11 protein-coding genes are annotated in these 12,774 nt (G+C 62.0%); 6 read left to right on the top strand and 5 right to left on the bottom strand.

Annotated features, from left to right (window positions below; all coding sequences use genetic code 11):
* Positions 1-17: 17 nt before the first annotated feature.
* The gene (locus tag NL123_RS06125; protein ID WP_494357410.1) at positions 18-950 is read right to left on the bottom strand and encodes an iron-sulfur-binding ferredoxin reductase; all 933 of its coding nucleotides are present in this window, start codon (positions 948-950) and stop codon (positions 18-20) included.
* Between the two features lie 216 nt (positions 951-1,166).
* Here NL123_RS06125 and NL123_RS06120 point away from each other — a divergent pair, with 216 nt between their 5' ends.
* The 4 genes from NL123_RS06120 (at position 1,167) to NL123_RS06105 (ending at position 7,707) form a co-directional block, all read left to right on the top strand.
* The gene (locus NL123_RS06120; RefSeq protein ID WP_010208051.1) at positions 1,167-2,690 is read left to right on the top strand and encodes a fumarate hydratase; all 1,524 of its coding nucleotides are present in this window, start codon (positions 1,167-1,169) and stop codon (positions 2,688-2,690) included.
* A 325-nt stretch (positions 2,691-3,015) separates the two neighbouring features.
* A complete protein-coding gene (locus tag NL123_RS06115; RefSeq protein ID WP_248484075.1) occupies positions 3,016-4,782 on the top strand; it encodes a sensor histidine kinase in 1,767 nt (588 codons plus the stop codon).
* A complete protein-coding gene (locus tag NL123_RS06110) occupies positions 4,776-6,101 on the top strand; it encodes a sigma-54-dependent transcriptional regulator (RefSeq protein WP_248484077.1) in 1,326 nt (441 codons plus the stop codon). Before NL123_RS06115 ends, NL123_RS06110 begins: the two co-directional genes overlap by 7 nt.
* Positions 6,102-6,387: 286 nt before the next feature.
* Positions 6,388-7,707, top strand: coding sequence for an MFS transporter (locus tag NL123_RS06105; protein ID WP_058423295.1), 1,320 nt, complete (start codon positions 6,388-6,390; stop codon positions 7,705-7,707).
* A gap of 53 nt (positions 7,708-7,760) precedes the next feature.
* Here the strand turns inward: NL123_RS06105 and NL123_RS06100 are convergent, their stop codons facing one another.
* A complete protein-coding gene (locus tag NL123_RS06100) occupies positions 7,761-8,516 on the bottom strand; it encodes a COG4705 family protein (protein ID WP_494357409.1) in 756 nt (251 codons plus the stop codon).
* 160 nt (positions 8,517-8,676) lie between these two features.
* On the opposite strand from NL123_RS06100, the gene NL123_RS06095 reads away from it, so the two are divergent.
* Positions 8,677-9,309, top strand: a complete 633-nt coding sequence (locus NL123_RS06095) for a flavin reductase family protein (protein ID WP_494357408.1) — start codon at positions 8,677-8,679, stop codon at positions 9,307-9,309.
* Between the two features lie 124 nt (positions 9,310-9,433).
* Here NL123_RS06095 and NL123_RS06090 read toward each other — a convergent pair whose 3' ends face one another.
* Positions 9,434-9,679, bottom strand: a complete 246-nt coding sequence (locus tag NL123_RS06090) for a hypothetical protein (protein ID WP_071496503.1) — start codon at positions 9,677-9,679, stop codon at positions 9,434-9,436.
* 42 nt (positions 9,680-9,721) lie between these two features.
* Complete coding sequence (locus NL123_RS06085; protein ID WP_010208042.1) at positions 9,722-10,063, bottom strand: antibiotic biosynthesis monooxygenase family protein; 342 nt, start codon at positions 10,061-10,063, stop codon at positions 9,722-9,724.
* Between the two features lie 328 nt (positions 10,064-10,391).
* Here NL123_RS06085 and NL123_RS06080 point away from each other — a divergent pair, with 328 nt between their 5' ends.
* Positions 10,392-11,321, top strand: a complete 930-nt coding sequence (locus NL123_RS06080) for an AraC family transcriptional regulator (RefSeq protein WP_071496502.1) — start codon at positions 10,392-10,394, stop codon at positions 11,319-11,321.
* Here NL123_RS06080 and NL123_RS06075 read toward each other — a convergent pair.
* Positions 11,318-12,745, bottom strand: coding sequence for an ATP-binding protein (locus NL123_RS06075; RefSeq protein ID WP_494358282.1), 1,428 nt, complete (start codon positions 12,743-12,745; stop codon positions 11,318-11,320). The genes NL123_RS06080 and NL123_RS06075 overlap by 4 nt on opposite strands.
* Positions 12,746-12,774: the final 29 nt, after the last annotated feature.

Genomic DNA, 12,774 nt, shown 5'->3' with positions numbered 1-12,774 from the left:
GCGGGAAAAATCAGCGCTCAACCACGAGGCAGAAACACATCGGCCAGCAGCTGATTACGCGGCAATCCTGCCAGGAACAGGCGCTTGGAAAACGCCTCGACGCTGGCTGGGTGCCCGCAGAGTAAGGCCAGCGTTTGCCGCGAAACAAGCCGCAGTTGCGCCAATGCCTGGGCCACCTGCGCCGCCGTCCACAGTTCCACCGACACGTTTGGATGCTGTGCAGCCAACTGCTCCAAGGGTTCGGCCAGATAATGGCCTTCGGCATCATGGGCCAGGTGAATCACGCGGATGGCGCCCTGGTGATCCTGACGCAGCGCCTCACGCAACACGCCCCACAACGGCCCCAACCCGGTGCCGGACGCCAGCAGCCACAATGGCCGCGTTTGCCAGTCCGGATCATATTGCAGCGCACCGCCGCGCAAATCACCCAGGCGCAGCCGATCACCCACCTGCAACTGCCGGGCAAGATCGCTGAATTCGCCCGGCAGGCGACAATCGAGATGAAACTCCAGGAATGGATCTTCCTGGGGCAAGCTCGCCAGGGAATACGGCCGCGCCACCTGCCCGGCCCACAACACCAGGTGCTGCCCAGCCCGGTAACGCAAACCGCGCTCCGGTTGCAGGCGCAGGCGCAGCACGTTCGGGTTCAGCCAATCGACACCCACCACCTGGGCCGGCAAGCCATCACGCGTCGGATCAAACGCTTCAACCCGCAGATCGCCGCTGACCTGACACTGGCAGGCCAACCGCCAGCCGTCCTGGCGCTGCGCCGGGCTCAAGGCTTCGGGCTGCTTGTCTTCGACCTCGCCCTGGCAACGCACCAGGCAGGCATGGCAACTGCCGGCGCGGCAACTGTAAGGCACGGCCACACCCGCCTGGTTCAAGGCATCCAGCAGGTTGCTGCCGGGGGTTACCGACCAATGGCGTTCGCCGACGTACAGTTCAGGCATATAAGGACTCAGTCACAAGGGGCGCGCACAGGGAATCATGCCTGCGACAGTTTGACCATAGTCGGGTGTATCGGCCACCGCGCCGGGTTATACTGCCGCGCCTTTTTAGCGTCGCGCCTGCACCACTTTGGCGTGCCTTGGAAAGGTGGACCCAGCCGACCGATGCAACACTGGGCCCACCTTTATTGAATGTTCCCTTATAGAGGAGCGCGACTCATGACCGTGATCAAGCAAGACGACCTGATTCAGAGCGTTGCCGACGCCCTGCAATTCATTTCCTACTACCACCCCGTGGATTTCATCCAGGCCATGCACGAAGCCTACCTGCGCGAAGAATCGCCAGCGGCCCGTGATTCCATCGCCCAGATCCTGATCAACTCGCGCATGTGCGCCACCGGCCATCGCCCGATCTGCCAGGACACCGGTATCGTCACCGTGTTCGTGCGCGTGGGCATGGACGTGCGTTGGGATGGCGCCACCATGGGCCTGGACGACATGATCAACGAAGGCGTGCGTCGCGCCTACAACTTGCCGGAAAACGTCCTGCGTGCATCCATCCTGGCCGACCCGGCAGGTGCACGTAAGAACACCAAGGACAACACCCCGGCCGTGATCCACTACTCCATCGTCCCGGGTAACACCGTGGAAGTGGACGTGGCGGCCAAGGGCGGCGGTTCCGAGAACAAGTCGAAAATGGCCATGCTCAACCCGTCCGACTCGATTGTCGACTGGGTGCTCAAGACCGTTCCGACCATGGGCGCCGGCTGGTGCCCACCGGGCATGCTGGGTATCGGCATCGGCGGCACCGCCGAGAAAGCCGCAGTGATGGCCAAGGAAGTGTTGATGGAATCCATCGACATCCACGAGCTGAAAAAGCGCGGCCCGCAGAACCGTATCGAAGAGATGCGCCTGGAGCTGTTCGAGAAGGTCAACCAACTGGGCATCGGCGCCCAAGGCCTGGGTGGCCTGACCACCGTGCTCGACGTGAAGATCATGGACTACCCGACCCACGCCGCGTCCCTGCCGGTGTGCATGATCCCCAACTGCGCCGCCACCCGTCACGCGCATTTTGTGCTCGACGGTTCTGGCCCGGCGTCGCTGGAAGCGCCACCGTTGGACGCCTACCCGGAAATCGTCTGGGAAGCCGGCCCGTCGGCCCGTCGCGTCAACCTCGACACCCTGACCCCGGAAGAAGTACAGAGCTGGAAGCCGGGCGAAACCGTGTTGCTCAACGGCAAGATGCTCACCGGTCGCGACGCCGCGCACAAGCGCATGGTCGAGATGCTGAACAAGGGCGAAACCCTGCCCGTGGACCTGAAAGGTCGCTTCATCTACTACGTCGGCCCGGTTGATCCGGTACGCGAAGAAGTGGTCGGCCCGGCTGGCCCGACCACCGCGACGCGGATGGACAAGTTCACCCGTCAGATCCTTGAGCAAACCGGCCTGCTGGGCATGATCGGCAAATCCGAACGCGGCCCGACTGCGATCGAAGCGATCAAGGACCACAAGGCCGTGTACCTGATGGCCGTCGGCGGCGCCGCTTACCTGGTGGCGCAAGCCATCAAGAAGTCGCGCGTAGTCGCGTTTGCCGAACTGGGCATGGAAGCGATCTACGAGTTCGACGTGAAGGACATGCCGGTGACCGTTGCTGTCGACAGCAAGGGCGAATCCGTGCACATCACCGGTCCTGCCATCTGGCAGAAAAAGATCAGTGAAAGCCTGGCGGTAGAAGTGCAGTAAGCGCTTCCCCTCCAAACATAAAGGCGACTGCGGCCCATGGCCCAGTCGCCTTTTTTATGGCCTGTGGAAAACGCGGCGGTTGTGACCTCTGGGCTTTCTGTGTGACCACTGGGCTTGTTGTGGCGAGCGGGCTCGCCCCGCGTTGGGCTGCGCAGCAGCCCCAATAAGGCCACCGCAGTGTGTCAGGCATATCTCGGTGGCAGGTTTCAGGGCGGCTTCGCCACCCAACGCGGGGCAAGCCCGCTCGCCACAACAGCACCGCTCCCCAACATAAACGTCGTGCATGCTATGGTGCACTCCCCTTACCGTGCCTGCCCATCACCGTATGATCGCGATCCCCCGCCCCCTGCGCCTGACCTTCTACTCCCTGCTGATCATCGCCGGTGCCCTGCTGGCCGCAGCCTTGGCCACTCGCCACGCCGAACGCCAGGCCCTGGTGGACGATGCCGCCCGTGCCAATCAGCAACTGGCACTCTATGCCAACTCGTTGCACACCCTGATCGAACGCTACCGCGCGCTACCCGCCGTGCTGGCGCTGGACTCGGAAATGATCAGCGCGTTGAAAGGCCCGCTGGACGCCGCCACTCAGGACGTGCTCAACCGCAAGCTTGAACGCATCAATGGCGCCGCGCAGTCCTCCACCCTGGAATTGATGGACCGCACCGGCCTGGCGGTGGCCGCCAGCAACTGGAACCTGCCGAGCAGTTATGTAGGGCATAACTATGCGTTCCGGCCCTACTTCAGCCAGACCTTGAGCCAGGGCGCCGGGCGTTTTTATGCGGTGGGGGTGACGACCGGCATCCCAGGGTATTTCCTCTCCAGCGCGGTGCTGGATGAACACGAGCAGTTCCTCGGCGCCATGGTGGTCAAGCTGGAATTTCCCGAGCTTGAGCGTGAATGGGCCCAGGGCAATGATTTGCTGCTGGTCAGCGATGCGCGGGGCATCGTGTTTATCGCCAACCAGCCCGGCTGGCGTTATCGCAACCTGCGTCCGTTGTCGGCCAACGACCTCGCCGAGCTGAAAGCCACCCGCCAATACGACAAAAAACAACTGCAGGCGCTGGAGACCCAGACCCTGCAGCGCTTTGACGAAAACAGCCACCTGATGCGCGTCAACGGCCCGGACGGCAATGCCAATTACATCTGGGAGTCCTTGCCGCTGAAAGCCGAAGGCTGGACCCTGCACCTGTTGCGCAAGCCCCAGTTCGCCTTTGAAGATCAACGCAACGCCGGCCTGGCGGCCGCCGGTTCCTGGCTGGCGTTGGTATTCCTAGTGCTGTTCCTGACCCAACGCTGGCGCCTGGCCCGCTTGCGCCAGCGCAGTCGCGAGGAGCTTGAGCAACTGGTGGAAGAACGCACCCAGGCGTTGCGCACCGCCCAGGATGGCCTGGTGCAATCGGCCAAATTGGCGGCGCTGGGGCAGATGTCCGCCGCCCTCGCCCACGAAATCAACCAGCCACTGACCGCCCAGCGCATGCAGTTGGCCACCTTGCGCCTGCTGCTCGATCACGGCCGCGTCGACGACGCCTACCAGGCCCTCACGCCACTCGACGATATGCTCACGCGCATGGCCGCCCTCACCGGCCACCTCAAGACCTTCGCGCGCAAAAGCCCGAGCGGCCTGCGTGAACGCCTGGACCTGGCCACCGTGGTCGACCAGTCCCTGCACCTGCTTGACGCCCGCCTGCGCGATGAGGCGATCGGCGTGGTGCTGGACCTGACCCGACCTGCCTGGGTGCGCGGCGATGCCATCCGCCTGGAGCAGGTGCTGATCAACCTGCTGCGCAACGCCCTCGACGCCATGGCCGACAAACCGCGCAAACGCCTGGAAATCCGCCTGCACGCCGATCAGCAGCTGTGGCAACTGACGGTCAGCGACAGCGGCGGCGGGATTGCCGAAGAACACCTGAACAGTGTGTTCGACCCGTTCTTTACCACCAAGCCGGTGGGTGACGGGCTCGGTTTGGGGCTGGCGGTGTCCTACGCTATCGTGCACGAATTGGGCGGTCGCCTGATCGCCGGCAACCGTGGCGACGGTGCGGTATTTACCCTGACTCTACCCATCGCGCTGGAGACGCCCGACCTATGTTGAACGCGGTGATTGTGGTCGATGACGAAGCCAGCATCCGCACGGCCGTCGAGCAATGGCTGAGCCTGTCAGGCTTTGAGGTGCAGTTGTTCAGCCGCGCCGACGAATGCCTGGCGCAACTGCCCCGTGATTTCCCCGGCGTGATCCTCAGCGACGTGCGTATGCCGGGGCTCAGCGGCCTGGAGCTGCTGGCCGAAGTGCGACGCCGTGATGCCGATTTGCCGGTGATTCTGCTCACCGGCCATGGCGATGTACCGATGGCGGTCGAAGCCATGCGCGATGGCGCCTACGACTTCCTCGAAAAACCCTTCAGCCCCGATGCCCTGCTCAACAGCCTGCGCCGTGCTTTGGACAAGCGCGGGCTGATCCTGGAAAACCGTCGCCTGCACCAACAGGCCGATCATCGGGCGCAATTGGAATCGACACTGCTGGGCGTATCCCGAAGCTTGCAGACCTTGCGTCGCCAGGTGCTGGACCTGGCGAGCCTGCCGGTCAACGTACTGATCCGTGGCGAGACCGGCAGCGGCAAGGAAATGGTCGCGCGCTGCCTGCATGATTTCGGCCCTCGGTCAAAGAAGCCTTTTGTAGCGCTCAATTGCGCGGCGATCCCTGAGCAGTTGTTCGAGGCCGAGCTGTTTGGTCACGAAAGCGGCGCGTTTACCGGCGCCCAGGGCAAGCGCATCGGTAAACTGGAATACGCCCACGGCGGCACGTTGTTCCTCGATGAAATCGAAAGCATGCCGCTGGCCCAGCAGGTAAAACTGCTGCGTGTGCTGCAGGAGCAGAAGCTGGAGCGGCTGGGCTCCAACCAGAGCATCCACGTGGACCTGCGCATCATCGCTGCCACCAAGCCGGACCTGCTGGAAGAAGCCCGCGCCGGGCGCTTTCGCGAAGACCTGGCGTATCGATTGAATGTCGCGCAATTGCGCCTGCCGCCCCTGCGGGAGCGTCGCGAAGATATCCCGTTGCTGTTCGATCACTTCGCACAGAGTGCCGCCGAACGCCTGGGCCGCAGCGTCGAGCCATTGAGCGGCGCGCAGTTGGGACGCTTGCTCAGCCATGACTGGCCGGGCAACGTGCGCGAGTTGGCCAACGTCGCCGAACGCCAGGTGCTGGGCCTTGGCGACCCGGAACCGGAAGGCATCGAGGCCGGACAGTCCCTGGCCGCACAGCAAGAGGCCTTCGAAGCGCACTGCCTGAAAGCCGCGCTGACCCGACACAAGGGCGATATCAAGGCAGTACTGGCCGAGCTGCAACTGCCGCGTCGTACCTTCAATGAGAAGATGCAGCGGCATGGGTTGGTGCGGGAGATGTTTCTCTAGGCGAATCTTTGTGTTGACTGGCAGGCCGCTATCGGGGGCAAGCCCCCTCCCACATTTTGATTTGTGAACGCGCTCAAGTGTGGGAGGGGGCTTGCCCCCGATGAGGACAGCAGCCATAAGCGGATTTCCGCTCACCCCCCTGAAAATCATCAGCGACTTTCCGCTCAAAAAAATCACCAAACCCTTCTAGGCCGGGCCTTCATCCACCTGGCACAGCTCCTGCTATAGCTCGAGCCAGGCTGCGCACGCGCCGCTCCATAAAAACAACTAGATGAAGGATCCTTCAATGGATAACTCCAACGCCCTGCCTCTGGGGTCGGCGGCCGCGCCGACGAAAGAGCGCACTACCTCCAGCCGCATCAAATCGATTTTCAGTGGTTCCGTCGGCAACATGGTCGAGTGGTACGACTGGTACGTCTACGCCGCTTTCTCGTTGTACTTCGCCAAGACTTTCTTCCCCAAAGGCGACACCACCGCCCAACTGCTCAACACCGCCGCGATCTTCGCCGTGGGCTTTTTGATGCGCCCGATCGGTGGCTGGCTGATGGGCCTGTACGCCGACAAGGTCGGCCGTAAAAAAGCCTTGATGGCCTCGGTCTACCTGATGTGCTTCGGCTCGCTGCTGATTGCCCTGAGCCCGGGCTATGAAATCATTGGTATCGGTGCGCCGATCCTGCTGGTCTTTGCCCGTTTGCTGCAGGGGCTGTCGGTCGGCGGCGAATACGGCACCTCCGCCACATACCTCAGCGAGATGGCGACCAAGGAACGTCGTGGTTTCTACTCCAGCTTCCAGTACGTGACCCTGATCTCCGGCCAGCTCATCGCCCTGGCGGTGCTGATCGTGTTGCAACAACTGCTGACCACCGAGCAACTGTATGCCTGGGGCTGGCGTATCCCGTTCGCCATCGGTGCCCTCTGCGCGGTGGTGGCGCTGTACCTGCGGCGCGGTATGGAAGAAACCGAGTCGTTCACCAAGAAGGAAAAAGCCAAGGAAAGCGCGATGCGCACCTTGATGCGCCACCCCAAGGAACTGCTGACCGTGGTCGGCCTGACCATGGGCGGTACGCTGGCGTTCTACACCTACACCACCTACATGCAGAAGTACCTGGTGAACACCGTCGGCATGAGCATTTCCGACTCCACCACCATCTCGGCGGCGACGCTGTTCCTGTTCATGTGCCTGCAACCCATTGTCGGCGGGCTGTCGGATAAGATCGGCCGGCGGCCGATCCTGATCGCCTTCGGCATCCTCGGCACCCTGTTCACCGTGCCGATCCTCACCACCCTGCACACCATCCAGACCTGGTGGGGTGCGTTCTTCCTGATCATGGCGGCGCTGATCATCGTCAGCGGCTATACCTCGATCAACGCCGTGGTGAAGGCCGAGTTGTTCCCCACCGAAATCCGCGCCCTGGGCGTGGGCCTGCCGTATGCGCTGACAGTGTCGATCTTCGGCGGCACCGCTGAATACATCGCGCTTTGGTTCAAGAGCATCGGCATGGAAACCGGTTACTACTGGTACGTGACCGCGTGCATCGCGGTGTCGCTGGTGGTCTACGTGACCATGAAGGACACCCGCAAACACTCGCGCATTACCACCGACTAAACGTCAGTTGCAGTCAACCTGTGGGAGGGGGCAAGCCCCTCCCACAGGTTGAATCAGGACAACTCGGCGATCGTCTTGCGTCCGTACCGCCGCTGCGCGTACGACGCCCCCGCAATCATCAACACCAACACCGCCGCCAAAACTGCCGACGAACCGATGGTGCCGAAATCCAACCCGCCCTTTTCATGGGGCTTGGTAAGGAAGTCACCCAAGGTCGCGCCGAACGGCCGGGTCAGTACAAACGCCACCCAGAACAACAGCACTGAAGAAATCCTGGTGAAGTATTTGAGTGCCACCACCGCCGCAATCGCCGAGCCGATCAACAACGCGCCGCCGGCAAAACCCAGCCCTGAGTCATCTGCCAGGAAATCGCCCAACGCGGTGCCCAAGGTGTTGGAGAACAGGATGGCCATCCAGTAGAACAACTCACCCCGGAAGGTCTGCACCTTGTTCACGTTCAGCGAATCGCCGCTGAGGTGCCACAACGCGAAGATGATCATCAGGATCGCGACCAGGATCATGGAGCCCGCGGCATAACCCAGCCCCAAGGTGCGGTCCATGAAATCCGACATGGTGGTGCCTGCGGTGCTGGTGGACAAAATCACGATCCAGTACAGCACCGGGTTGTAGGTTTTCGAGCGCAGTTGCGTCACCAGGGTGATCAGGAACACGCTGATCAGCATCATCGAACTGATGGCATAACCGACATTGAGGGTCATCGACAGCAAATCCCCGGCGGTTTCGCCCAGGGTGGTCGCGCAGATTTTCATGACCCAGAACGCCAGGGTGATCTGAGGAAGTTTATTCATAAAGGGGAAGGCTCCAAAGCTCAGTCTCTCAATAGGCCGACTTATCGGGTTGTCGACAGTGGGCGCAGACTGACGGTGGAGCTGTGAAAAATAGGTGGGCGATGAATGAAAATTCCATAGTATGGCCACTTCATCGACGACCACTGCAGGAACCCCGGCCATGCCCGACGATATCCACTTCTACGAACCCGCCAACGGCCACGGCCTGCCCCATGACCCGTTCAATGCCATCGTCGGTCCACGGCCGATCGGCTGGATTTCGTCCCACGACCGCGAAGGCCGCCTGAACCTGGCGCCCTACAGTTTTTTCAATGCGTTCAACTACATTCCGCCGATCATTGGATTCTCCAGCGTCGGGCGCAAAGACAGCCTGAACAACATCGAGCAGACCGGCGAGTTTGTGTGGAACCTGGCCACCCGCCCGTTGGCCGAGCAGATGAACCAGAGTTGTGCCCCGGTATCACCGGACGTGAATGAATTCGAATTGTCCGGGCTGACCCCAGTGGCCTCGAAGATCGTTGGTGTACCGCGGGTGGGCGAGAGCCCGGTGTCGTTCGAATGCAAGGTGACGCAGATCATCCAGCTGCAACGTGCCGACAAAGAGTTGGTGCCGAGCTGGCTGGTGCTCGGTGAGGTGGTCGCGGTGCATATTGCCAAGTGGCTGCTCAAGGATGGCATCTACGACACCGCCGCCGCCGAGCCGATCTTGCGCGGTGGCGGACCGGCGGATTACTTCCAGCTGGGGCCGGAGGCCCTGTTCAAGATGTATCGCCCAGGCGCCGGCAAACCTTGACTGAAACACAATAAAACGTGGGAGGGGGCTTGCCCCCGATGGCAATGGCACATCCAACATCGTTGTTGACTGACACACTGCTATCGGGGGCAAGCCCCCTCCCACATTGGATTGTCGGCGTTGCTCAGTTGGCGGCGCTCGCCCAGGTCAGCTGCCCCTCTTCATCCACACCGATCAGCCGTTCAAGCTGCACGGTGGCTGCATCATCGGCATCGGCGGCCGTCTTGAACGTCTGTCCGTCCAGAATTTTGTGAAACTGCGGGGCCCCCATGCCATCCAGTGCCTTGACGGCGACGGCGGCGCTGTAGCCCCCTTCACCCGGTACTACGGCGGATACGGCTTCGTGGTGGGCAAATTGTTTACGTGCCATGTTGCAGGTCCTGGCCAATGGAAAGTCGGCCATTCTAGACCTTCAGCCGGCGAGTTGCAGGTACTCGCCGTAGGCGTGTGCGGCGGATGCATCGGTAAAGGTCTGGAAGTCCATGCTGCGCACGACCATGTCGTTCAACAGCTCGGTAAAGATCATCAGCGCTGGAGAATTGAAGTAGGCGCTCATCGCCTGTTCGCTGCTCCAGAAACCGGAGATCAACCATACATCGGGATCGACCTGGGAATGCTGCAACGAGAATTGCAGGCAACCCTGAGCCTGGCGGCCCGGTTCGATCAAACTGCTCAAGCGTGCACCGAGTTCGGTGCTGCACCCGGTGCGGGCGCGGATAAAGGCCATATGGCTCGCGGGAATGGGGGTGGACATGTTCGACTCTCCCGTTGAGAAGTGATGCTCGGCAAGCACTGTGAGGGCGTGTTGCCACAGGATCAAAGATAACGGCGCGGGTAGTCGCGCGGTTAGTCAATTCCTGTCGGCTTATTGCACAATCCTGCGAGAAGCGTAGGGAGGACGTTCGGCACAGCGGTTTTATTCCAGGGCCCAACGCCTTATTTCAGGGAGATGACAGGTGCCGCGATTGCCTGATTCACGATGTATCGCAGGATCAGGCAAGGATTGTGCAGAATCGACGTAACACTGTTTGAAAAGCCGCCGCTAAGCTGAACCCATCGAAGTAGCCCCTAGAGGACGTTCCATGTCGTCGCCCGAACATAAAGCCATCCCCCTCGACGCCGAGATGGAAAAACAGCGCGCCGAACTGGCCAGCATCGTGCACCGGCATACCTGGGAGGACGGCTCCTACGGTACGGCCATCACCACTCTGTTTCTGAACCGCCACAACACCCCGCGCGACTTCATGCCGGTGCTGGTGGAACCGGCCCTGTGCATCCTGGCCAGTGGCAGCAAGGAAGTCCGCCTGGCCGACGAGATCTTTGCCTACGACCCGCTCAACTACCTGGTGTTCTCGGTGGCGATGCCGGTGGCCGGGCGGATCATCGATGCCACGCCGGAAGACCCGAACCTTTCGGTGCGCATCAATATCGATCCGGCGCAACTGACAGCCCTGATCGCAGAAGCAGGCCCAATGGGCGTGCCGTCGCGCCCGACTTCTCGCGGCATGTACGTCGATCGCATCGACGGTCAACTGCTGGACGCCGTACTGCGATTGGCCCGCCTGTTGGATACGCCGAAAGACATCGCCATGCTCGCGCCGTTGATCAACCGCGAGATTCTTTATCGCCTGTTGCGCGGCCCGCAGGGTTATCGGCTGTATGAAATCGCCGTGGCCAACAGTCAGAGCCATCGGGTCAGCCAGGCGATCAAGTGGTTGAACGGCAACTACGAACAACCGCTGCGCATCGATGACCTCGCCAAGGAGGTGAACCTGAGCGTCTCGACCCTGCACCACCGTTTCAAGGCGATCACCGCCATGAGCCCGTTGCAATACCAGAAGCAGTTGCGCTTGCAGGAGGCACGGCGCTTGATGATTGCCGAAGGGTTGGAAGCGTCGGCGGCGGGGTATCGGGTGGGGTATGAAAGCCCATCGCAATTCAGCCGGGAATACAGCCGGTTGTTTGGCGCGCCGCCGTTGCGTGACCTGGCCCGGTTGCGCCAGAGCATTTAATCGAGGGTGCGCGGCAGCTGCAACGTCACCCGTAACCCACCCTCACGCAAATTCTGCAAACTCACTTCTCCGCCATGGCTGTGCGCAATGTTGCGCGCAATCCCCAGGCCCAAGCCGTAACCCTGTTGCTGCCCCGCCAGGCGGAAGTGTGGCTCGAATACTTGCTCCAACCGCTGCTCCGGCACGCCAGGCCCCTCGTCGTCCACATGCAGGACGAACTCCGCGCCATCGTCCTCGATGTGCAGATGAGCGTTCTGCCCGTACTTCAAGGCATTGTCGATCAGGTTGCCAATGCAACGTTTGAGCGCCAGCGGCTTGCCCGGATACGCCGCCAGGGCTGCACCGTTCAGCGTGACCCGGCCGTTGCCGTTGGGTGCCACGTAAGGCTCCACCAGGCATTCGAGCACATGGTTGAGGTCCACCGGCTCGATGTTTTCGTGGATGTCCGTGTCTTTCACGCATTGCAGCGCGCCCTTCACCAGCAACTCCAGTTCATCCAGGTCGCGGCCGAACTTGGTTTGCAGGTTTTCGTCTTCCAGCAGTTCCACGCGCAGGCGCAGGCGGGTGATCGGTGTGCGCAAGTCGTGGGAAATCGCACTGAACAACTGGCTGCGCTCCGTCAGGTAGCGGCTGATGCGCTCACGCATGGCGTTGAAGGCACGGCCCACTTCCACCACTTCGCTGCCGCCGCCTTCGGCCACCGGCTCCACGTCGGCGCCCAGGGACATGTCCCGCGCCGCCCGCGCCAAACGCTTGAGCGGCCGGCTTTGCCAGTGCACCAGCAGGCCGATGAACAGCAACAGGAAACCGCTGGTCAGCACGATAAACCACACCTGCTGGGACGGCAGGCCCTGTTCTTCAAGGCTGGTGTAGGGCTCGGGCAACAGCGAGGCGATATACAACCATTCGCCCGGGGCGAGCTGGATCTGGGTGACCAGCACCGGCGGGTTCACCGGTTCCAGGGTCAGCGCGTAGTGAGCCCAGGAACGCGGCAGCTCATCGAGTTTCAGGCCGGCATTGAAGATGCGCAGGTCTTCGGCGCTGACGAACTCCACCGACATATGCACATCGGCGCCGAGGGTCTGCTTCAGCACCTCATCCACCGCTTCAAGCACCGCCTGTTTACGCGGGGTCTGCGGCAGGATGGCCATGTCCAGCGGGCGGTCATTGAGGGTCACCACGAAACGCGTGCCGCCCATGCTGCGCAGTTGATCGAGCACCAGTGGGCGGTAGGCCACCGGCAACGAGCGGAAATAACTCACGCTGGCGGTCATCGAATGCGCCAGGCTGCGGGCGCTGGTGACCAGGCCTTCGAGCTGGGTGGCGCGCAATTGCGAGACCCAGATCACGCTGGACAGCGCCTGGGCGAACAGCACCGCCAGCAGCGTCAGCAGCAGCATGCGCCCCAGCAGCGAACGCGGCACCGGGAAACGCCGGCGGTGTTCGGTCAAAT

The organism is Pseudomonas sp. FBCC-B1565, assembly GCF_059133265.1.
The sequence above is the reverse complement of the archived record's forward strand: the minus strand, read 5'-3'. Positions and strand labels throughout refer to the sequence as shown.

Bases quoted from the DNA above. Each gene is read 5' to 3' on its own strand.
- NL123_RS06125 (WP_494357410.1), bottom strand. From the start codon at position 950: ATGCCTGAACTGTACGTCGGCGAACGCCATTGGTCGGTAACCCCCGGC.
- NL123_RS06120 (WP_010208051.1), top strand. From the start codon at position 1,167: ATGACCGTGATCAAGCAAGACGACCTGATTCAGAGCGTTGCCGACGCC.
- NL123_RS06115 (WP_248484075.1), top strand. From the start codon at position 3,016: ATGATCGCGATCCCCCGCCCCCTGCGCCTGACCTTCTACTCCCTGCTG.
- NL123_RS06110 (WP_248484077.1), top strand. From the start codon at position 4,776: ATGTTGAACGCGGTGATTGTGGTCGATGACGAAGCCAGCATCCGCACG.
- NL123_RS06105 (WP_058423295.1), top strand. From the start codon at position 6,388: ATGGATAACTCCAACGCCCTGCCTCTGGGGTCGGCGGCCGCGCCGACG.
- NL123_RS06100 (WP_494357409.1), bottom strand. From the start codon at position 8,516: ATGAATAAACTTCCTCAGATCACCCTGGCGTTCTGGGTCATGAAAATC.
- NL123_RS06095 (WP_494357408.1), top strand. From the start codon at position 8,677: ATGCCCGACGATATCCACTTCTACGAACCCGCCAACGGCCACGGCCTG.
- NL123_RS06090 (WP_071496503.1), bottom strand. From the start codon at position 9,679: ATGGCACGTAAACAATTTGCCCACCACGAAGCCGTATCCGCCGTAGTA.
- NL123_RS06085 (WP_010208042.1), bottom strand. From the start codon at position 10,063: ATGTCCACCCCCATTCCCGCGAGCCATATGGCCTTTATCCGCGCCCGC.
- NL123_RS06080 (WP_071496502.1), top strand. From the start codon at position 10,392: ATGTCGTCGCCCGAACATAAAGCCATCCCCCTCGACGCCGAGATGGAA.